Source organism: Lysobacter auxotrophicus, from assembly GCF_027924565.1.
Lineage (GTDB): Bacteria > Pseudomonadota > Gammaproteobacteria > Xanthomonadales > Xanthomonadaceae > Lysobacter_J > Lysobacter_J auxotrophicus.
Map to the genome: position 1 here is coordinate 1,116,491 of NZ_AP027041.1, position 20,326 is coordinate 1,136,816.

The following is a 20,326-nucleotide window of genomic DNA, read 5'->3' on the forward strand; positions in this document are numbered from 1 at the left end:
CGCAGACGCTGTTCCCGATTTCTCAGATCAAGGAGCTGGATACATGAATAAGAAACTCCTCTGCGCCGCCCTGATGGGTGGTCTGAGCCTGGCCCAGGTCGCCAACGCCCAGGTCGCCGACGATCGCTGGTACATCACCGGCTCGGCCGGCATGAACATCCAGGACAACGATCGCGGCACCCGCAATGCGCCGTTCGGCGCGCTCGGCGTCGGCAAGTTCCTCAACGACAACTGGTCGCTCGACGGCGAGCTGAACTACCAGAATCCGAACTTCGACGACAACCAGGATCTCAACTGGTCGCAGTACGGCATCTCGTTCGACGCGCGTCGTTACTTCAACGCCGAAGGCCGCAACTGGGCGCCCTACATCCTGATGGGCCTGGGCTACCAGGAATCGGAAGAGGAGTTCGATCGCTTCCCGGATCCGAACTCGCCTGGCGAGCGCAAGGAAGGCAACGTCGCGGCGAAAGTGGGCGTCGGTATCCAGAGCGCGCTGGCCGGCAAGCGTGCCGCCATCCGCACCGAGCTGGCGTATCGCGCCGACTTCGACGACAGCGCGCCGGACGCAGGCCCGGGCGCGCTTCGCGATGAGAGCTGGTACGGCGATCTGCTGGCGTCGGTCGGCGTCGTGATCCCGCTGGGCGCTCCGGTCGTTCCGCCGCCGCCGGCTCCGGCCGCGCCGAGCTGCGCCGACCTCGACGACGACGGCGACGGCGTCAACAACTGCGACGACAAGTGCCCGGATTCGCAGGCCGGCCAGACCATCGGTCCGGACGGCTGCCCGGTGCCGGTGTCGATCGACCTGAAGGGCGTCAACTTCGACTTCGACAAGTCGAACCTGCGTCCTGACGCGATCTCGATCCTGTCGGAAGCCACCGAGATCCTGAAGCGCTATCCGGAACTGCGCGTCGAAGTCGCCGGCCACACCGACCAGTGCGGCAAGGACGACTACAACCAGAAGCTGTCCGAGCGCCGCGCCACCGCGGTGTACGACTACCTGACCAGCAACGGCGTGGATGCCTCGCGCCTGCAGGGTCCGATCGGCTACGGCGAGAGCCGTCCGCTGGAAGACAAGGGCCAGGCGTTCCCGGGCTGCAAGAGCGAGATCAACCGCCGTACCGAGCTGAACGTCCAGAACTGACGGATCAGCCGGTACACGGGAAGGCTCCCGCGGTACCAAGACGAAGCCCGGCAGTCGCCGGGCTTCGTTTATTTACCGGCCATTCTTGGCAAATTACGTTAACTAGTATTAACAATCATTTTGACAGGTGTATCATTTCCGAGTCAGTGACCCGCGGTGCTGACCCTCTCTGGTCCCCGTTCAGGTCCTGCCTGGGTGTGCGCCGCCTGCAGTAACGACGTGTTCCCCCCCAAACCGTTTCCTTACTGATCCAAGGAGTGACAGATGAAGATCCGTTTGTTGAGCACTGCGCTGTTGGCTGGTCTGGCTTTTGCCCAGGTCGCCGGTGCGCAGGAATTCGATGACCGCTGGTACCTGACCGGTTCGGCCGGCATGAACATCCAGGACAACGACCGCGGCACCCGCAACGCGCCGTTCGGTGCGCTGGGCGTCGGCAAGTTCCTGAACCAGAACTGGTCGCTCGATGGTGAGCTGAACTACCAGAACCCGAACAACGACGCGAACCAGGACCTGAACTGGAGCCAGTACGGCGTCTCGCTCGACCTGCGTCGTCACTTCACCGCCGAAGGCCGCAATTGGGCGCCGTACCTGCTGATGGGCCTGGGCTACCAGCGCTCGGAAGAAGAGTTCGACGCGTTCCCGAGCGTGAACTCGCCGGGCCAGCGTGAGGAAGGCAACCTGGCCGCCAAGGTCGGCGTGGGCATCCAGAGCGCCCTGGCCGGCAAGCGCGCCGCCATCCGCACCGAACTGGCCTACCGCGCCGACTTCGACGACGGCAGCATCTCGGCTCCGAGCGAAGACTGGTTCGGCGACGTGCTGGCTTCGGTCGGCGTCGTGATCCCGCTGGGCGCCCCGACCGTTGCCGCTCCGCCGGCCCCGGTTGCGCCGAGCTGCGCCGACCTCGACGACGACGGCGACGGCGTCAACAACTGCGACGACAAGTGCCCGGATTCGCAGGCCGGCCAGACCATCGGTCCGGACGGCTGCCCGGTGCCGGTCTCGATCGACCTGAAGGGCGTCAACTTCGACTTCGACAAGGCGACGCTGCGTCCTGACGCGATCTCGATCCTGTCGGAAGCCACCGAGATCCTGAAGCGTTATCCGGAACTGCGCGTCGAAGTCGCCGGTCACACCGACCAGTGCGGCAAGGATGCGTACAACCAGAAGCTGTCCGAGCGCCGCGCCACCGCGGTGTACGACTACCTGACCAGCAACGGCGTGGACGCTTCGCGCCTGCAGGGTCCGATCGGCTACGGCGAAAGCCGTCCGCTGGAAGACAAGGGCCAGGCGTTCCCGGGCTGCAAGAGCGAGATCAACCGCCGTACCGAGCTCAACGTCCAGAACTGACGGACGCGCGACGTACGCGGAGTTCTCCGCACGCAACACCTTCGAAGCCCGGCCTCGCGCCGGGCTTCGTCTTTTAAGAACTTTCCGCGCAGAACTTTTCTCGGATACGGCCAGCTAACGACTTCTTATCATTCCTGCGCCTTCCGGCAGCCCGCCATGACCACGACGTCGAAACACGTCGCCGACATCGCCGATCGCAGCCGCCGGAGGAACCGTGTCTTTCATCCGCGTAAGGAGTGACCCTTGAAGATTCATCTGCTCAGCACCGCCCTCCTGGCCGGCCTGACGTTCGCCCAGGTGGCCAACGCACAGGTTTCCGACGACCGCTGGTACCTGACCGGTTCGGCCGGCATGAACATCCAGGACAACGATCGCGGCACCCGCAACGCGCCGTTCGGCATGCTGGGCGTAGGCAAGTTCCTCAATGAGAACTGGTCGCTCGACGGCGAGCTCAACTACCAGAACCCGAATTTCGACAGCAACCAGGACATGAACTGGTCGCAGTACGGCATCTCGCTGGATGCGCGCCGCTACTTCAACGTCGAGGGCCGCAACTGGGCGCCGTACCTGCTGATGGGCCTGGGCTACCAGCGTTCGGAAGAAGAGTTCGACGCGTTCCCGGCCATCAACTCGCCGGGCCAGCGTGAGGAAGGCAACCTCGCCGCGAAGGTCGGCATCGGCCTGCAGAGCGCCCTGGCCGGCAAGCGCGCCGCGATCCGCACCGAACTGGCCTACCGCGCCGACTTCGACGACGGCAGCGTCCATGCGCGCAACGAAGACTGGTTCGGCGACGTGCTCGCCTCGGTCGGCGTCGTGATCCCGCTGGGCGCACCGACCGCGGCTGCCGTGGTGGCGCCGGAAGTCTCGCCCACCTGCGCCGATCGCGACGACGACGGCGACGGCGTCAACAACTGCGACGACCAGTGCCCGAACTCGGTCGCCGGCCAGACCATCGGCCCGAACGGCTGCGCCGTGAACGTGTCGATCGATCTGCGCGGCGTGAACTTCAACTTCGACAAGTCGACGCTGCGCGCTGACGCGGTCTCGATCCTGGCCGAAGCCGCCGAGATCCTGAAGCGTCATCCGGAACTCAACGTCGAAGTCGCCGGCCACACCGACCAGTGCGGCAAGGACGGCTACAACCAGAAGCTGTCCGAGCGTCGCGCACGCGCCGTGTACGACTACCTGACCTCGCACGGCGTCAGCGCCTCGCGCCTGGCCGGTCCGATCGGCTACGGCGAAAGCCGTCCGCTGGAAGACAAGGGCCAGGCCTTCCCGGCGTGCAAGAGCGAAACCAACCGCCGCACCGAGTTGAACGTCCAGAACTGAGGACGTTCGTACGCGCGATGACCTCGCGCGAACCTTCGAAGCCCGGCCACGTGCCGGGCTTCGTCGTTGTGGGGTTTCGCTCGATGCATGCGCAGCCGGGCGCGCATTCACGGCCGCTCGAACGTGCACCGGCGTACACTGCGCACGCCCCGCGAATCGAGGAAATCGCCATGCGCGCACTGATCGGTCTGTCCTGCCTGCTGCTTGCCGGCGTTGCCCAGGCGCAGGGCGCGCAATGCGGCCCGATGACTGCGCCGAAGGCGCTGCCGATCCGGCCGACGGTGGTGGCGCCAATCGCACCCGAACTCGTCGCACCGAGTCATCAGCTCGGCGCGCCGACCGGCGTGCTGTCGCAGGCGTTCGATGAATCCCTCGCCGTGGACCAGGTGCTGTTCCGCCTGCGCGTGGAAGGTTGCCAGGTCGCCAAGGCGCTGCCCGCCACGGGCTCGGCGATTCCGAGCCCCGACGATCCGGCGGCCTACAAGCCCAAGACGCAGTTCGACAACACGCCGTGGCGCTTCAACATGAACCAGAACGGCAAGCGCATGACGGCCGAGGAATTCGACGCGTGGATGAAGGCCAAGGGCGTGCGCGTGGTGAAGGCCAAGCCGGTCGCGACCCCGCCGCCCGCGGCCGAGGCGCCGAAGACCGAACCCGAAAAGAAGTGAAGCCTCGCGCGCCGGCGAAAGGCCGATCGCACGACAGCCGTAAGCCGCCCACGTCGAACGCGCCGCGGCACGGCCTGGCGCGCGTGCTGTCGAAGCAGGGCGTTTGCTCGCGCACGGAAGCCGCGCGCTGGATCCAGGAAGGCCGCGTCGAAGTCGACGGACGCATCGTTCGCGATCCGGAATTCCCGATACGTCGCGATGGCTCACCGCGCATCCTCGTCGACGGCCGTGCGATCGACGCCGCGCCGCGCCTGTACCTGATGCTCAACAAGCCGCGCGGACTCGTCACGAGCACGCAGGACGAGCGCGGGCGCGACACCGTGTATCGCTGTTTCGATGGCGCCGGATTGCCGTGGCTCGCGCCGGTGGGCCGCCTGGACAAGGCGAGCGAAGGACTGCTGCTGTTCACCAACGATCCCGCATGGGCCGCCGGCATCACCGATCCGCAGACCGGACCGGCGAAGACCTATCACGTGCAGGTCGACACCGTGCCCGACGAGCGCGTGCTCGCGACGCTGGTGGACGGCGTGGAGGTCGAGGGCGAGCGCCTTCACGCCGCATCGGTGCGACTGCTGCGCAGCGGCGAGCGCAACGCGTGGCTTGAGATCGTGCTCGACGAAGGCCGCAATCGCCAGATCCGCCGATTGCTCGGCGCGGTCGACATCGCCGTGCTGCGCCTGGTGCGCGTGGCGATCGGCGCGCTCGCGCTCGGCGAATTGCCGAAAGGGCAGTGGCGCGAACTCACCTCTATCGAGGCTGAAGCGCTATTCAGCAATGTGCACGTGCACGCGCGGTGACGCCGGTTGGCGCAGCAACGCAGGAATGTGGGGGAAATCACTGTTTTTCCGACGATTCCGCTTGCGTACACCCCCTTGTTCGGGCCTACACTTCCGCGAACTTCGTCGTGGGGGATAACCAGAAATGAACAAGGTACTGATGGCGGTTTCGATGCTCCTCGTGTCCGCCGCGGCGTCGGCGCACAGTGGTTCGCAGCTGAAGGTGGAAGGCGCGCGCTCGCAGGGCGCGGAGCATTCGGTGGTGCGCTTCGATGCGGCGCAGACCGTCGCGTTCGCTGGCAAGAAGAAGCCGGCCGCGAAGGCCGAAGAGCCGAAGGCCGCCGAGCCGGCCAAGGAAGAAACGGCGAACCTGGATCCGAACACCTACAAGCCGAAGACCCAGTTCGACAACACGCCGTACCGCTTCAACATGCACCAGAACGGCAAGAAGATGACGGCCGACGAATTCGACGCCTGGATGAAGTCGCGCGGTTTCCGCGTGGCCAAGGGCAACGGCGGCGGCGCTGCGGCGGCAGGCGCCGCTCCGGCGGGCAAGGAAGTCGCGGCGGAAGCGAAGGCGAAGTAAGCCTCCGCGTCGCACTCGACGCACAAGAAAAAAGGCCGGTCATCGACCGGCCTTTTTCTTTGCACGACTTTCCATGCGCAATCGCGAACGGATCAGGCTTTGATCACGCCCAGCTCGCGGCCGATCTTGACGAACGCCGCGATGGCGCGATCCAGATGCTCGCGCGTGTGCGCCGCCGACATCTGCGTGCGGATACGCGCCTGCCCCTGCGGCACGACCGGGAAGAAGAAGCCGATCGCGTAGATGCCTTCCTCCAGCAGTCGTGCGGCGAACTTCTGCGCCAACGGTGCGTCGTACAGCATCACCGGCGCGATCGGATGCACGCCCGGCTTGATGTCGAAACCGGCTTGCGTCATCTGCTCGCGGAAGTACGCGGTGTTCTGCGCCAGCCGCTCACGCAGTTCGCCCGCCGAGGACAGCATCTCGAACGCCTTGATGCCCGCGGCCACGACATGCGGCGGCAGCGAGTTGGAGAACAGGTACGGACGCGAACGCTGGCGCAGCAGTTCGATCACTTCCTTCTTCGCGGTCGTGAAACCGCCGAGCGCGCCGCCCATCGCCTTGCCGAGCGTGCCGGTGAAGATGTCGATCTTCTCCATCACGCCCTTCACTTCGGCCGAACCGCGGCCGTTCGCGCCGAGGAAACCGGTCGCGTGGCATTCGTCGATGTGCACCAGCGCGCCGTACTGCTTCGCCAGACGCGTGATCTCGTCCAGCGGCGCGATGAAACCGTCCATCGAGAACACGCCGTCGGTGGTGATCATGATCGTGCGCGCGCCGTCGGCTTTCGCCTGCTGGAGCTGTTTCTCCAGGTCGGCCATGTCGCAGTTGGCGTAGCGGTAACGCTTGGCCTTGCACAGGCGCACGCCGTCGATGATCGAGGCGTGGTTGAGCGCGTCGGAGATGATCGCGTCCTTCTCGTCGAGCAGCGGCTCGAACAGGCCGCCGTTCGCGTCGAAGCACGCGGCGTAGAGGATCGTGTCTTGTGTGCCGAAGAAGTCCGCGATGGTCTTTTCCAGCTTCTTGTGCAGGTCCTGCGTGCCGCAGATGAAACGCACCGACGCCATGCCGAAGCCGTGCGTGTCCAGCGCGTCCTTCGCCGCGGCGATGACGTCGGGATGATCGGCCAGCCCGAGGTAGTTGTTGGCGCAGAAATTCAGCACCGTGCGGCCGTCGGCGAGGGTGATCTCCGCCGACTGCGGCGAGGTGATGACGCGCTCGGACTTGAACAGGCCGGCGTCGCGGATTTCCTCGAGCGTGCGCTCGTAGCGTTGCGTCAGGCTCATGTGCGCTCCACTCAGTTCCAGCTCAGCACGACCTTGCCGGCCTTGCCCGCTTCCATCAGGTCGAAACCCTTCTGGAATTCGTCGACGGGGAGCTGGTGGGTGAGCACCTTGCCGAGCGGGAAACCGCTGAGCACCAGCTGCGTCATCTTGTACCAGGTCTCGTACATCTTCCGGCCGTAGATGCCGTGGATGGTGAGACCCTTGAAGATGATCTTGTCCCAGTCGGCGCCCGCGCCCTTGGGCATGATGCCGAGCATCGCGATCTTGCCGCCGTGGTACATGCAGTCGAGCATGTCGTTGAACGCGCGCGGGTTGCCGCTCATCTCCAGGCCCACGTCGAAGCCTTCCATGTGCAGGTCGGCCATCACGTCCTTGAGCGAGGTGTTGGCGACGTTCACCACGCGCGTGGCGCCCATGTCGGCGGCCAGCTTCAGGCGGAAATCGTTGACGTCGGTGACGACCACGTTGCGCGCGCCGATGTGCTTGCAGATGCCCGCGGCGATGATGCCGATCGGGCCCGCGCCGGTGATCAGCACGTCCTCGCCGACGACGTCGAATTCCAGCGCGCAGTGCGCGGCGTTGCCGTAGGGATCGAAGAACGCGGCCAGTTCGGACGGGATCTGGTCCGGGATCGGCCACAGGTTGCTGGCCGGCATCACGATGTATTCGGCGAACGCGCCGTTGCGGTTCACGCCGATGCCGGTCGTGTTGGGGCACAGGTGCTGGCGGCCGGCGCGGCAATTGCGGCAGTGGCCGCAGACGATGTGGCCTTCGGCCGAGACGCGCTGGCCGATCGTGTAACCGGTGACGCCGGCGCCGACTTCAACCACGCGGCCAACGAATTCATGGCCGATCACCAGGCCGGGCTTGATCGTGCGCTGGCTCCATTCGTCCCACAGGTAGATGTGCAGATCGGTGCCGCAGATCGCGGTCTTCTCCAGCTTGATCAGCACCTCGTTCGGGCCGGGCGTGGGGACGGGCACTTCTTCCATCCAGATGCCCTTGCCGGCTTCGCGCTTCACCAGCGCCTTCATCGTTTGCGTCATGTGGGATTCGTCCGCGGACTGGCGGTAAAGAAGGGCGAATTATACGCGGCGGCCGGACCTTGACCGGTCCGCGGGTTTGCCGCAGGACGCCGGCTTCGCCTATCGTCGCCGGCTCCCAGAGCCGCCAAGAGCCCGACCCCGACCATGCGCCGCCGTCTGTTGAGCCTGTCCGTTTCGATCCCGCTGGCCCTGGGCCTGAACCCCGTGGCCCATGCCGACGAAGGCATGTGGATGCCCTCGCAGCTGCCGGACATCGCCGCGCAGCTCAAGGCGGCCGGCTTCAAGGGCGACGCCCGCGACCTGGCTGAACTCGCGAAACCGCCGATGAACGCCGTGGTGAAGGTCGGCGGCGCCAGCGGCGCGTTCGTCTCGAAGGACGGCCTGGTGCTGACCAACCACCACGTCGCGTTCGGCGTGATCCAGTACAACGCCAAGCCGGGGCGCGACCTGATCCAGGACGGCTACATCGCCGCAGACCGCGCCGCCGAACTGCCGGCCAATCCCGATTACCGCGTGCTGGTGACCACCGGTTTCGACCGCATCACCGACCGCATCCTCGCCGGCGCGGCCGGCAAGCAGGGGCGCGCGTACTTCGATGCGGTCGATGCGGCGACCAAGGCGGCCGTCGCCGAATGCGAGCGCGAGCCCGGCACGCGTTGCAGCGTCGCCAACATGTACTACGGCACCGACTTCTACCTGGTGCGCCAGCTCGAACTGCGCGACGTGCGCCTGGTCTACGCGCCGCCGAACGCCATCGGCAACTACGGCGGCGAGGTCGACAACTTCATGTGGCCGCGCCACGCCGGCGATTTCACGCTGCTGCGCGCGTACGTCGGCCGCGACGGAAAGCCCGCCGACTACTCGCCCGACAACGTGCCCTACGTGCCGCCGGCGCACCTGCAGGTGTCCACGCGCAACGTGAAGGAAGGCGACTTCGCGATGCTCGCCGGTTACCCGGGCGTGACGTTCCGTCATCGCATGGCGTCGGAATTCGCCAACCAGATCGAGTGGCAGCTGCCCTCGCGCGTGGCGCTGTACCAGAAGATGATCGACGTGATCGAAGGCACCGCGGCGAAGGACGAGGCCGCGCGCGTCGCCTACGCATCGCAGGTGCGCGGCCTGAAGAACAACCTCAAGCGCGCGCAGGGCGAACTCGACGGCCTGCGTCGAAGCGACGCCACGCGCGTGCGTCGCGACGACGAAGCGGCGATGTTCGCCTGGCTGGACAAGCAGCCAGGCGCCGCCGCCACGCGTGCCGACATCGCCGCCGCGCAGGCGGTGCTCGACGCCGGCGTCGCCACCCGCGAACGCGACCAGCTCATCGGCGTGATCCAGTCGCAGACGCAGCTGCTGCGTGCGGCGATCACCGTGCAGCGTCTTGCGAACGAACGCACCAGGCCCGATGCGCAGCGCGAAACCGGCTACCAGCAGCGCGATGAAGTGCTGATCACCGGCCAGCTCAAGCAGGCGCAGCGCCGTTACGCGCCGCAGGTGGAGAAGGCGCTGCTCACCGAGCTGCTCACGCAATACCAGGCGCTTCCGGCTGCGCAGCGCATCGCGCAGTTCGATGCGGTGTTCGGCACGACGCCGGCGCAGCTGAAGCAGAAGCTCGATGCGATGTACGCCGGCACCCAGCTGGGTGATGAGGCCACGCGCCTTGCCGCGATGCAGGCCGATGCCGCGACGCTCGCCGCATCGAAGGACACGTTGCTGAAAGCCGCCGCTGCGCTGATGCCCGCGTTGCTGCGCCTGGACGAGGAAGCCAAGGCCAGCGCCGGCGAACTGCTGCGCCTGCGTCCGGCCTACATGCGCGCGTTGATCGCCTTCCGCCAATCGCAGGGACGCGCCGTGTATCCGGATGCGAATTCCACTTTGCGCGTGAGCTACGGCCGCATCAGCGCGATGGATCCGCGCGACGGCGTGCACTACCGCCCGCTCACCACCGTGCAGGGCATCGTCGAGAAGCACACCGGCGAGGAACCGTTCGACGCGCCCAAGCCGCTCCTCGATGCGATCGCCAAGGGCGATTTCGGCACCACCGCCGAACCGAGCCTGGGCACGCAGACGGTGAACCTGCTCACCAACCTGGACACCACCGGCGGCAATTCGGGTTCGCCCGTACTCGATGCGCAGGGAAAGCTCATCGGTCTGAACTTCGACAGCAACTGGGAGGCGGTCAGCGCCAGCTGGATGTACGACCCGCGCTTCAAGCGCGCGATCCACGTCGACATGCGCTACCTGCGCTGGCTGATGGCGAAGGTGTATCCGGCGCCGCACCTGCTGAAGGAAATGAACCTGCCGGCGGAGTGATCGCACGCGTTTTGCCGATGCGGGCGGTTCGTTGCGGCATGAATGGGCATCGTGCATCGCGAGCCGCCAGATCGCGCCGCACCGCAGCATGGCAGTGGTTCGCGAACGCGGGCTAGACTCGGGCTTCAGGCATTGGACAGGAGTGGCGCATGCGTCTTGCGGGGTTGGCGGTTGCGATCGGATGTGGGGTGGGCGCGATGCTCGCGGGCGACGGGGCGCAGGCAGCGGAAGGCATGTGGGTTCCGCAGCAGCTGCCGGAGATCGCCGGTCCGCTGAAGAAGGCCGGACTGAAGCTCAATCCGTCGCAGTTGGCCAACCTCACCGGCGATCCGATGGCCGCGGTCGTCTCGCTCGGCGGCTGCACGGCGAGCTTCGTCTCGCCGCAGGGCCTGGTGGTGACGAACCATCACTGCGCGTACGGCGCGATCCAGCTCAACTCCACGCCCGAAAAGAACCTCATGCAGGACGGCTTCAACGCCGCCACGCAGGCGCAGGAAGTGTCCGCCGGTCCCAACGCGCGCATCTATGCGCTGGACACGATCCAGGACGTCACGAAACAGGTGAAGGACGCGATCGCCGCTGCGCCCGACGCGCTCGGCCGTACGCATGCGCTGGAGAAGATCGAGAAGCAGCTGGTCGCCTCGTGCGAACGCGAGGCCGGTTTCCGCTGCCGTCTTTACAGCTTTTCCGGCGGCAACGAATACCGCCTGTTCCGCAACCTCGAAATCCGCGACGTGCGCCTGGTCTATGCACCGCCCGGCAGCATCGGCAACTACGGCGGCGAAGTGGACAACTGGATGTGGCCGCGCCATACCGGCGACTTCTCGTTCTATCGCGCCTACGTCGGCAAGGACGGAAAGCCCGCCGCGTACTCCACCGACAACGTGCCGTACCAGCCCAGGCATCATCTTCAGCTGGCGGACAAGCCGCTGGGCGAGCGCGATTTCGTGATGGTCGCCGGATACCCCGGCCGCACCGCGCGTTACGCGCTCGCCGAGGAATTCGACGAGACCGCGAACTGGACGTACCCGACCATCGGCGAGCATTACAAGCGTCTGGTCGCCCTCGTGCAGCGCGAAGGCAGCAAGAATCCCGACATCGCGGTGCGTTACGCCAGCACGATCCGCGGCTGGCAGAACGTGATGAAGAACTACGATGGCCAGCTCGAAGGCTTCAAGCGCATTGGCGCCGCCCAGAAGAAGCAGGCCGAGGAAGCGGCGGTGCTGGAATGGCTGCGCGGGCAGGGCCCGGAGGGCGAAGCCGCCATCGCCGCGCACACCAGGCTCGTGTCGCTGGACGAAGCCGCGCGCACGCATCGCGAACGCGATCTTGTCTTCGGCCAGCTGCGCAGCACCGGCACGCTGGGCGCGGCGACGCAGCTGTACCGTTTCGCGCTCGAACGCGCCAAACCCGACACCGATCGCGAGCAGGGTTACCAGGAACGCGACCGCCCGACGATCGAAGGCGCGATGCGCCAGATGGAACGCCGCTACGTGCCGGCGATGGATCGCGAACTGCAGGCGTACTGGCTGCGCGAGTACCTCAAGTTGCCCGCGTCGCAGCGCGTGCCGGCGCTGGACAAGTGGCTCGGCGGCAGCGACGAGAAGGCAATCCAGACGGCGCTCGACAAGTTGGCGAAGACGAAGCTCGGCAGCACCGATCAACGCGTTTCGCTCATGAACGCCGACAAGGCCGCGTTCGAGAAGAGCAAGGATCCCGCGGTGCAGTTCGCCGTGGCAATCATGCCGACCGTGCTGCAGCTGGAAGAGGAAGGCAAGGCGCGCGCCGGCGATGCGCTGGTTGCGCGTCCCGTGTACCTGCAGGCCGTAGCCGACTACAAGAAGAGCAAGGGGCAGTCGGTGTATCCCGACGCCAACTCGTCGCTGCGCATCACCTTCGGCAACGTCATGGGCTGCACGAAGACCGATGGCACCAAGCAGGTGCCGTTCACGCGGCTGGAGGAAGTCGCGGCGAAGGCCACCGGCAAGGAACCCTTCAACGCGCCGCAGCCGCTGCTCGATGCGATCGCCGCGAAGAACTACGGCGGCCTGGCCGATCGCAAGCTCAAGACCGTGCCGGTGAACTTCCTGTCGGACCTCGACATCACCGGCGGCAATTCCGGCTCGCCCGTGCTCGACGCACGCGGCAAGCTCGTCGGCCTCGCGTTCGACGGCAACTGGGAATCGGTGAGCAGCAACTGGGTGTTCGATCCGGCCATGACGCGCATGATTGCGGTCGACCAGCGCTACATGCGCTGGATCATGCAGGAGGTCTTCCCGGCGCCGCAGCTGCTGGCGGAAATGGGCGTGCCGGAGAAGGCGGGGAAGTAAGGGCGCGCAGAACGGCACCGGAACCCGGCGCTGGAGCCCCCGGCTTCCCGGCCACTACGTCATCCCGGCGAAGGCCGGGATCCAGGCTGTCACGGCGTCCGTAAAGACGGGTGGATCAACAGTCGTCGGCGTGCGCCGGTGATGGCGGAGTGGCTGATGCGTAATGGGCCTGGATCCCGGCCTTCGCCGGGATGACGGTGTGGCGCTCTGCTGCGCCGTGGAGCGCGCAGCACCGACCCGCTCAACCTTCCGCGATCTCGTAATCGAACGTGTAGTAGTGCTTGCCCTCGACGATGTCGATCTGCATCCGTCCGCGCAGGCCTTCCAGTTCGCCGGTGCCCGAGTCCGGCACGACGTTGAGCGACAGCGTCGGCGCGCCGCGATCCAGCGTGCCGCTGTGCTGGGTGAGGAACGCGCCGCGCAGTCCGTCGAGCGTGCCGTCGATGCGTTCGACCGCGACGTAGGCCGCCGAGCCGTCGACCTGCGTTCCGACCGCAAGCATGTGCACGATGCCGGTCGCATCCAGCGCGCCGTGGAACTGCTTGTCGAAACGGAAATGCCCCGCGACGGCGCCGCCGCCCAGATCGAATCCGCCTTCCGGCGTGCGCTTCACATCGAACTCGCCCTTGACCTGTGCCATCGCTGTCGCTTCCTTGGGTGAAGCGCGCATGGTCCCGCAGGCGCGCGGCGGTTGCCAGTGCAACCGTTGTGCGGGCCGGCGCTTTTGCTAGGCTGGCCTCCACTTCGTCACCCGCGGCGCGACGTATTCGTCGGCCGCCCCACGGATCCGACACATGCGCATTCTGCTCGCTCGTCACGGCGAAACGCCCTGGAACGCCGAAGGCCGTTACCAGGGCCAGGAAGACATTCCGTTGTCCGAGGTCGGCATCGGGCAGGCGCGCGCGCTGGGCGAGCGCCTGCGCGAGGTGGACATCACCCGCGCCGTGGCATCGCCGCTCGGCCGTGCGCGCCAGACGGCCGAGTTCGCGCTCGGCGATCGCGACCTGCCGCTGACGCTCGATCCGGGCCTGATGGAAATCGCGCACGGTACGTGGGAAGGCCTGCTCGCCAGCGAAATCCGCGAGCGCGACCCCGATCGCCTGCAGGCCTGGCGGGACACTCCGCACGAAGTGCTGATGCCGGAAGGCGAATCGCTGCAGCACGTGTTCGATCGCGCGTGGCCCGCGTTCGCGCGCGCCGCCGATGGGCTCGGTCCGGGCGACACGCTGCTGGTCGTGGCGCACGATGCGGTGAACCGCGTGCTGCTGTGCCACGTGCTCGGCATTCCGTTCGCGAAACTGTGGACGTTCCGCCAGGCGCCGACGACGATCAACCTGCTTGAAGGCCCCGACGTCGACCACCTCGACGTGGTGCGCCTGAACGACTGCAGCCACCACACGGCGTTCTTCGGCGAAGCGGTGCATCGGGCGCTGTAAAGGGCGGCGGTAGCGCGGCCCTTGTAGCCCGGGTAAGCGAAGCGCAGCCGGGGCGGGGCTACGGACGTGCGCAACCCGGGTGCGGCCTTCGGCCTTACCCGGGCCACAGAAGCTACAACGGCGGGTCCCCGGCGATAATGCGCAAATGACCCGCACGCTCGCCGACTGGCTCCAAACCATCGAACGCATCCATCCCCGGTCCATCGACATGGGGCTCGACCGCATCCGCGTCGTCGCGCAGGCGCTGAAACTCGGCCCGCCCGGCAAGGCGGTGATCACCGTCGGCGGGACGAACGGCAAGGGCTCCACGGTCGCCTTCATCGAATCCATCGCGCGCGCGGCGGGCTGGAAGGTGGGCGCGTACACCTCGCCGCACCTGCTGGCCTACAACGAGCGCGTGCGCATCGACGGCGCCGACGCGCCCGACGACGCGCTGATCGAAGCGTTCGAAGCGATCGAAGCCGCGCGCGGCGACACGCCGCTGACGTACTTCGAGTACGGCACGCTCGCCGCGCTGTGGCGGTTCGAACGCGCCGGGCTCGACCTGGCGATCCTCGAGGTGGGCCTCGGCGGGCGGCTGGATGCGACCAACCTCGTCGATGCCGACGTCGCGGTGATCACCACGGTGGACCTGGACCACCAGGATTACCTCGGCGACGACCGCGAGCAGATCGGCGCCGAGAAGGTCGGCATCGCGCGCGCGTGGAAGCCGCTGGTGCTGGGCGACGACGATCCGCCGTCGAGCGTGCTCGGGCACGCGTATCGCATCGGCGCGCCGACGTGGCGCATCGCGAACGACTTCTTTTTCAAGCCGCTGCCGCCGTCGCTCGATGCCGGCGGCAACGCGCAGCCGTCGCGCTGGCAATGGCGCGAGATCGGCAAACGCCTCGAGCTTCCGGTGCCGCAGCTCGCCGCGCCCGTGCAGCTGCGCAATGCGGCGGTCGCCATCGCCGCGCTGCGGTCGCTGAAGACGCGGCCGAAGCCGCTGCCGCAGCACGCGTATGCGGACGGCATCGCGAACGCGCACGTCGGCGGGCGGCTGCAGCGGTTCGAGCGCGACGGCGTGGAGGTCGTCGTCGACGTCGGCCACAACCCGCAGGCCGCGCGCGCGCTGGCCGACTGGCTGCGTGCCGCCCCCACGCCGGGCCGCGTGATCGCCGTCTACGCCGCGCTGTCGGACAAGGACGTCGCCGGCGTGGTCGAGGCGGTGGCGCCGGTCGTCGATCGATGGCATCTGGCCGGGCTGGCCGATGCCGGGCCGCGTGGCGGCGACGTGGCCGCGCTCGCCGCGCGCCTGGCCGGCACCGCGGCGGCCGACGGCACGCGGCATGCGGACGTCGCGCAGGCGCTCCACGCCGCGCGGGCGGAGGCCAAGGCGGGCGATCGCGTGCTGGTGTTCGGCTCCTTCCACACCGCGGCGAGCGCGCTGGAGTCGCTCGCCCGCGACTGAACGTGACCGGCATCGAGCCGGCCACGACGGATCGCGAGGGTATAATTCGCGCGGCGATCCGCCTGCGGTAAACGAGAACCGATGGAACCTGCCCTGAAACAGCGCGTCATCGGTGCGGTCGTGTTGATCGCACTGGCGGTGATCTTCCTGCCGATGCTGATCAAGGGGCCGGCCCCCGAAAGCGGGGCGTCCAATGTCCCGCTCGAACTGCCCAAGGCGCCGGAAGGCGACTTCGAAACCCGCGAGCTCCCGCTCGTGAGCCCCGGCCAGGCCCCCAGCGGCGGCGCCGTCGGGATGAACGCCGGCGCGAACGCCGCCGAAGGCGACACGCTGCCCACCGTCGACACCACCGCGACCGCGCCTGCCGCGCCGGTCGAGGGCGCGATGCCGGCCGCCACGGGCGGCGGCAACTTCGCCGTGAGCTTCGGCAGCTATGCGAGCACCGCCGACGCCGATCGCGTGATCAAGGCGCTCCAGGGCGCGCAGCTGACCGCCTACCAGGAAGCCGTGCCCGGCAACGGCCGCACGCTGCATCGCGTACGGATCGGTCCGTTCGCCACGCAGGCCGAAGCCGAAGCCGCGCGCCTGCAGTCCGGCCGCGTGCGCAGCGATGTCGGCGCGAAGGTCGTCGTGCTGGACGCCGAGGCCGCCGAGCCGGTCGCGAGCGCGCCGCAGCCGGCCCCGACGCCGTCGGCTTCCGTCTCGGCGCCGGTGCCGCTGGCCGACTCGCGTCCCGCGACGCAAGCCGCCGCGCCGCTCCCGGCTGAACCTGCGAAGCCCGCCGCCAAGCCGGTCGAAAAACCCGTCGCGAAGGCTGAAAAGCCCGCCGAGAAGCCTGCCGCTCCCGCACCGCAGCCTGCCGCCGCCCGACCGGGCACGCCGGCCGCCGCCGGAACCGGGTTCGCCGTCCAGCTGGGCGCGTTCGGAAGCGCCGCCGAGGCCGACAAGCTGCGCGACCGCGCGCGTTCGGCCGGTTTCAGCGCATTCGTCGAACAGGTCCGCACCGACAAGGGCGTGCTGAACCGCGTCCGCGTCGGCCCCGTCGCCAGTCGCGACCAGGCCGACCAGCTCAAAGCGCAGGTCGCGGCGAAACTGGGCGTGAGCGGCATTGTCCGCCCGCATCCCTGACCCCATCTGGGCCTTGGATTAGCGCATGGGCGCGATCGACTGGGTCCTGCTGGCGGTGGTCGCGGTGTCGGCGTTGTTCGGGCTGATGCGCGGCTTCGTCGGCGTGCTCGCCTCGCTGGTCGCGTGGCTGCTGGCCGGCTGGGCGGCGTTCCACTTCGGCGGCGACGTCGGGTTGATGCTCTCCGGCGACGGTGAGATCGGCGCCGGCGAGCTCTTCGGCGGCTACGCGCTGTGCTTCATCGGCGTGCTGGTCGTGGTCGGCCTGGTGGGCTGGCTGGTGCGCAAGCTGGTGCAGTCGGTCGGTCTGTCCGGGCTCGATCGGATGCTCGGCCTGGTGCTCGGCGTCGCGCGCGGCGCGTTCGTCGCCTGCGTGCTGGTGCTGCTGGCCGGCCTGACGGCGATGCCGCGCGAGCCCGAATGGCAGCGCTCGCCGGTCGTGCCGGTGTTCGTCCCGGGCGCGCAGTGGATGCGCGCATGGTTGCCCGAATGGGCCGCCGAGCATGTCGACCTCGACGGTCGCGTGCCGACGGACCATCCGGAACTTCCTCCGGCCGCGACGCCCGACGCCACGCCGGCGTTGCCCGCGCCGGTCAGCGAGGCCTGAGCCTCGCCGCAACACACAACTTCACAGCAGGACTCATCACCATGTGCGGCATTCTCGGTATCGTCGGCCACAACGACGTCGCGGCGCAGCTCTACGACGGCCTGACGGTGCTGCAGCATCGCGGCCAGGACGCGGCCGGCATCGCCACCGCCAACGGCAGCAAGTTGCGCGTGCACAAGGGCAACGGGCTGGTCAGCGACGTGTTCGACGAGAACTCGATGTCGCTGCTGGAAGGCCGCGTCGGCATCGCGCATTGCCGCTATCCCACCGCCGGCAGCGAAGGCTCCGACGAAGCGCAGCCGTTCTACGTGAATTCGCCCTTCGGCATCGCGCTGGCGCACAACGGTAACCTGATCAACACCGATGCGCTGCGCAACGAGGTGTTCGAACAGGATCGCCGCAACGTCAACACCGAATCCGATTCGGAAGTGCTGCTCAACGTCTTCGCGCACGAGCTCGACACGCAGAAGGCGCTGAACCCGGAAGCCGCGTTCCGCGCGATCGAAGGCGTGCATCGCCGCTGCGTCGGCGGGTTCGCGGTGGTGGCGACGGTGCTGGGCCTGGGTCTGGTGGCGTTCCGCGATCCCAATGGCATCCGCCCGTTGGTGCTGGGCAAGCGCAACAGCGGCGGCCAGGACGAATACGCCGTCGCGTCCGAATCGGTCGCGCTCGACCTGCTCGGCTTCGAGCGCGTACGCGACGTGCGCCCGGGCGAGGGCATCGTCGTCACGCCGCGCGGCGAGCTGTTCACGCGCCAGTGCGCCGAGCCGCGCGAGCACACGCCGTGCATCTTCGAATACGTGTATTTCGCGCGCCCGGACTCGATGATGGACGAGGTCTCGGTGCACAAGGCGCGCATGCGCATGGGCCAGAAGCTGGGCGAGAAGATCCTGCGCCTGCGGCCGGACCACGACATCGACACGGTCATTCCGATTCCCGACACCTCGCGCGACGCCGCGCTGGAAATCGCCAACGTCATCGGCGTGAAGTACCGCGAAGGCTTCATCAAGAACCGTTACGTCGGCCGCACCTTCATCATGCCGGGGCAGGGCGAACGCGCGAAGTCGGTGCGCCGCAAGCTCAATCCGATCCCGCTGGAATTCCGCAATCGCGTGGTGCTGCTGGTGGACGACTCCATCGTGCGTGGCACGACGTCGAAGCAGATCGTGCAGATGGCGCGCGATGCCGGCGCGCGCAAGGTGTACCTCGCGTCCGCTGCGCCGGCGGTGCGCTACCCGAACGTGTACGGCATCGACATGCCGTCGGCCGAGGAACTCGTCGCGCACGGCCGCACGGACGAGGAAGTCGAGAAGCTGCTCGGCGTCGACTGGCTGATCTACCAGGATCTGTCCGACCTGGAAGAAGCCGTGTCGGGCCCGAAGCAGCGCATCAACCATTTCGATTCGTCGTGCTTCAACGGCGAATACGTCACCGGGATCGAGCCGGGCTATTTCGAGCGCATCCAGCAGTTGCGTTCGGACGAAGCGAAGAAGACGCGGAGGGCGTGACGTGCGCGAACTGCAGCGGGCGATGATTCCCGACGACGAGAACGGCGAGGTCCTGCGTCGCATGCTCGACGACGGCGACGACCTGTCGCTGGAGCGTCCGATCGAGTTCTTCCACGTCTTCGACGACGAGTCGCAGGCGGAGGCCTTCGCGGCCGCCGCGGCGGAGAAGCCGTTCGTGTCGGTGGACGAACCCGAGGTCGACGAGGAAGACGTGTGGCAGGTGTGCGTGGTGCGCATCATGGCGCCGTCGCACGCGGCCATCACCGCGCTGGAGCGCGAACTGGCCGACCTGGCCGGAACCTTCGGCGGATTCGCCGACGGCTGGGGTTGTTCGCCGGCCGACCCTGCCGCGCACTGACGCCATGACCTCGCTGTTCGACGCCGCGCGCGCGTGCCTGGACGCGGCGACGCCGGAGGCGAAGATCGCCGCGACGTTTGCCGCTGCCGAGGCGTTCTCGCGCGGCGAACTCACGATTCCCGACGACGCGCCGGAACCGGAGGCGATCCGCATGCCGGGGCGCCCCGAGCGTCCGCTGCTCGTGCACCCGCGCGACCTGCCGCGACGTGGCTTCGGCAGCAACGAAGGGCGCGCGGCCTTCATCCACGCGATCGCGCACATCGAGTTCAACGCGATCGACTTGGCGTGGGACGCGGCGTACCGCTTTCGCGGGATGCCGCACGATTTCTACGCGGACTGGGTCGGCGTCGCGAACGACGAGGCGCGGCACTTCAACCTGCTGCGCGCGCGCCTGCACGATCTGGGTCACGACTACGGCGATTTCGACGCGCACAACGGCCTGTGGGAAATGGCCGAGAAAACCGCACACGACGGCCTCGCGCGCATGGCGCTGGTGCCGCGCGTGCTGGAAGCGCGCGGCCTGGACGTCACGCCCGGCATGATCGTGAAGCTGCGCGCGATGGGCGACGAAGCGACGGTGGCGATCCTGGAGGTGATCCTGCGCGAGGAAGTCGCGCACGTCGCCGCGGGTTCGCGCTGGTTCCGCTGGTATTGCGAACGCGCGGGCGTGGACCCGGCGCCGCGCTTCCGCGAACTGCTGGGCGAGTACGCACGCGCGGTGCTGTACGGGCCGTTCAACCATGAAGCGCGCAGCGCGGCGGGGTTCGGGCCGGAGGAACTCGACGCGTTGGAGAAGCTGGCAGGTTAGGTCGGCGCGTCAACGACACGTCGCATTGCCTGCCGTCATCCCGGCGAAGGCCGGGATCCAGGCCATCAGGCTTTCCATCCTGATCCGTCATTCCAGCGAACGCTGGAACGCACTTGCTGTTGCGCCGCCCTCGTCATCCGCCAGGATCAACAGGGGTTCCAGCTTTCGCTGGAATGACGAGAGAGAGAGTCGGAGAACGTGTCGGCCTGGGCCCG

At 67.7% G+C, this 20,326-nt stretch carries 18 protein-coding genes; 15 read left to right on the forward strand and 3 right to left on the reverse strand.

What is annotated here, in order from left to right; translation table 11 throughout:
• Window positions 1–43 precede the first annotated feature (43 nt).
• The 6 genes from LA521A_RS05065 (at window position 44) to LA521A_RS05090 (ending at window position 5,847) form a co-directional block, all read left to right on the forward strand.
• Window positions 44–1,141: an OmpA family protein gene (locus LA521A_RS05065; protein ID WP_281781245.1), complete on the forward strand. Its 1,098-nt coding sequence runs from the start codon at window positions 44–46 to the stop codon at window positions 1,139–1,141.
• A gap of 264 nt (window positions 1,142–1,405) precedes the next feature.
• Window positions 1,406–2,488: an OmpA family protein gene (locus tag LA521A_RS05070; RefSeq protein ID WP_281781246.1), complete on the forward strand. Its 1,083-nt coding sequence runs from the start codon at window positions 1,406–1,408 to the stop codon at window positions 2,486–2,488.
• Window positions 2,489–2,731: 243 nt separating this feature from the next.
• Complete coding sequence (locus LA521A_RS05075) at window positions 2,732–3,817, forward strand: OmpA family protein (protein WP_281781247.1); 1,086 nt, start codon at window positions 2,732–2,734, stop codon at window positions 3,815–3,817.
• A 164-nt stretch (window positions 3,818–3,981) separates the two neighbouring features.
• A complete protein-coding gene (locus LA521A_RS05080) occupies window positions 3,982–4,485 on the forward strand; it encodes a hypothetical protein (protein WP_425494582.1) in 504 nt (167 codons plus the stop codon).
• Window positions 4,482–5,282 (forward strand): pseudouridine synthase, encoded by an 801-nt coding sequence (locus LA521A_RS05085; protein WP_425494568.1) that lies wholly within the window; start codon window positions 4,482–4,484, stop codon window positions 5,280–5,282. Before LA521A_RS05080 ends, LA521A_RS05085 begins: the two co-directional genes overlap by 4 nt.
• A gap of 124 nt (window positions 5,283–5,406) precedes the next feature.
• On the forward strand, window positions 5,407–5,847 hold the full coding sequence (locus LA521A_RS05090; protein WP_281781248.1) for a hypothetical protein: 441 nt from the start codon (window positions 5,407–5,409) through the stop codon (window positions 5,845–5,847).
• A 92-nt stretch (window positions 5,848–5,939) separates the two neighbouring features.
• Here the strand turns inward: LA521A_RS05090 and kbl are convergent, their stop codons facing one another.
• Window positions 5,940–7,133: a glycine C-acetyltransferase gene (gene kbl, locus LA521A_RS05095; protein ID WP_281781249.1), complete on the reverse strand. Its 1,194-nt coding sequence runs from the start codon at window positions 7,131–7,133 to the stop codon at window positions 5,940–5,942.
• Between the two features lie 11 nt (window positions 7,134–7,144).
• Window positions 7,145–8,179 (reverse strand): L-threonine 3-dehydrogenase, encoded by a 1,035-nt coding sequence (tdh, locus tag LA521A_RS05100; protein WP_281781250.1) that lies wholly within the window; start codon window positions 8,177–8,179, stop codon window positions 7,145–7,147.
• A gap of 144 nt (window positions 8,180–8,323) precedes the next feature.
• Here tdh and LA521A_RS05105 point away from each other — a divergent pair, with 144 nt between their 5' ends.
• Together LA521A_RS05105 and LA521A_RS05110 are read left to right on the forward strand one after the other, a co-directional pair.
• Entirely contained in the window at window positions 8,324–10,489 is a 2,166-nt protein-coding gene (locus LA521A_RS05105) for a S46 family peptidase (protein ID WP_425494569.1), read from the forward strand.
• 233 nt (window positions 10,490–10,722) lie between these two features.
• Entirely contained in the window at window positions 10,723–12,819 is a 2,097-nt protein-coding gene (locus LA521A_RS05110; protein ID WP_281782021.1) for a S46 family peptidase, read from the forward strand.
• Between the two features lie 241 nt (window positions 12,820–13,060).
• Here LA521A_RS05110 and LA521A_RS05115 read toward each other — a convergent pair whose 3' ends face one another.
• Window positions 13,061–13,459 (reverse strand): DUF3224 domain-containing protein, encoded by a 399-nt coding sequence (locus LA521A_RS05115; RefSeq protein WP_281781251.1) that lies wholly within the window; start codon window positions 13,457–13,459, stop codon window positions 13,061–13,063.
• A 154-nt stretch (window positions 13,460–13,613) separates the two neighbouring features.
• On the opposite strand from LA521A_RS05115, the gene LA521A_RS05120 reads away from it, so the two are divergent.
• The 7 genes from LA521A_RS05120 to LA521A_RS05150 all read left to right on the forward strand — a co-directional run bounded on the left by LA521A_RS05120 (window position 13,614) and on the right by LA521A_RS05150 (window position 20,111).
• Complete coding sequence (locus LA521A_RS05120; RefSeq protein WP_281781252.1) at window positions 13,614–14,255, forward strand: histidine phosphatase family protein; 642 nt, start codon at window positions 13,614–13,616, stop codon at window positions 14,253–14,255.
• Between the two features lie 145 nt (window positions 14,256–14,400).
• The gene (gene folC / locus LA521A_RS05125) at window positions 14,401–15,705 is read left to right on the forward strand and encodes a bifunctional tetrahydrofolate synthase/dihydrofolate synthase (protein ID WP_281781253.1); all 1,305 of its coding nucleotides are present in this window, start codon (window positions 14,401–14,403) and stop codon (window positions 15,703–15,705) included.
• Between the two features lie 81 nt (window positions 15,706–15,786).
• A complete protein-coding gene (locus LA521A_RS05130; RefSeq protein ID WP_281781254.1) occupies window positions 15,787–16,833 on the forward strand; it encodes an SPOR domain-containing protein in 1,047 nt (348 codons plus the stop codon).
• Window positions 16,834–16,858: 25 nt separating this feature from the next.
• Window positions 16,859–17,437 (forward strand): CvpA family protein, encoded by a 579-nt coding sequence (locus tag LA521A_RS05135; RefSeq protein ID WP_281781255.1) that lies wholly within the window; start codon window positions 16,859–16,861, stop codon window positions 17,435–17,437.
• A gap of 41 nt (window positions 17,438–17,478) precedes the next feature.
• On the forward strand, window positions 17,479–18,945 hold the full coding sequence (purF, locus tag LA521A_RS05140; RefSeq protein WP_281781256.1) for an amidophosphoribosyltransferase: 1,467 nt from the start codon (window positions 17,479–17,481) through the stop codon (window positions 18,943–18,945).
• A gap of 1 nt (window position 18,946) precedes the next feature.
• The gene (locus LA521A_RS05145; protein ID WP_281781257.1) at window positions 18,947–19,303 is read left to right on the forward strand and encodes a ribonuclease E inhibitor RraB; all 357 of its coding nucleotides are present in this window, start codon (window positions 18,947–18,949) and stop codon (window positions 19,301–19,303) included.
• Window positions 19,304–19,307: 4 nt separating this feature from the next.
• A complete protein-coding gene (locus LA521A_RS05150; protein WP_281781258.1) occupies window positions 19,308–20,111 on the forward strand; it encodes a ferritin-like domain-containing protein in 804 nt (267 codons plus the stop codon).
• The last annotated feature ends 215 nt before the right edge of the window (window positions 20,112–20,326 follow it).

Excerpts from the sequence above, each read along its gene's own strand:
- LA521A_RS05110 (WP_281782021.1), top strand. The coding sequence starts at position 10,723 with ATGTGGGTTCCGCAGCAGCTGCCGGAGATCGCCGGTCCGCTGAAGAAG.
- LA521A_RS05130 (WP_281781254.1), top strand. The coding sequence starts at position 15,787 with ATGGAACCTGCCCTGAAACAGCGCGTCATCGGTGCGGTCGTGTTGATC.
- LA521A_RS05070 (WP_281781246.1), top strand. The coding sequence starts at position 1,406 with ATGAAGATCCGTTTGTTGAGCACTGCGCTGTTGGCTGGTCTGGCTTTT.
- LA521A_RS05135 (WP_281781255.1), top strand. The coding sequence starts at position 16,859 with ATGGGCGCGATCGACTGGGTCCTGCTGGCGGTGGTCGCGGTGTCGGCG.
- tdh (WP_281781250.1), bottom strand. The coding sequence starts at position 8,179 with ATGACGCAAACGATGAAGGCGCTGGTGAAGCGCGAAGCCGGCAAGGGC.
- purF (WP_281781256.1), top strand. The coding sequence starts at position 17,479 with ATGTGCGGCATTCTCGGTATCGTCGGCCACAACGACGTCGCGGCGCAG.
- LA521A_RS05150 (WP_281781258.1), top strand. The coding sequence starts at position 19,308 with ATGACCTCGCTGTTCGACGCCGCGCGCGCGTGCCTGGACGCGGCGACG.
- folC (WP_281781253.1), top strand. The coding sequence starts at position 14,401 with ATGACCCGCACGCTCGCCGACTGGCTCCAAACCATCGAACGCATCCAT.
- LA521A_RS05065 (WP_281781245.1), top strand. The coding sequence starts at position 44 with ATGAATAAGAAACTCCTCTGCGCCGCCCTGATGGGTGGTCTGAGCCTG.
- LA521A_RS05090 (WP_281781248.1), top strand. The coding sequence starts at position 5,407 with ATGAACAAGGTACTGATGGCGGTTTCGATGCTCCTCGTGTCCGCCGCG.
- LA521A_RS05105 (WP_425494569.1), top strand. The coding sequence starts at position 8,324 with ATGCGCCGCCGTCTGTTGAGCCTGTCCGTTTCGATCCCGCTGGCCCTG.
- LA521A_RS05115 (WP_281781251.1), bottom strand. The coding sequence starts at position 13,459 with ATGGCACAGGTCAAGGGCGAGTTCGATGTGAAGCGCACGCCGGAAGGC.
- kbl (WP_281781249.1), bottom strand. The coding sequence starts at position 7,133 with ATGAGCCTGACGCAACGCTACGAGCGCACGCTCGAGGAAATCCGCGAC.
- LA521A_RS05120 (WP_281781252.1), top strand. The coding sequence starts at position 13,614 with ATGCGCATTCTGCTCGCTCGTCACGGCGAAACGCCCTGGAACGCCGAA.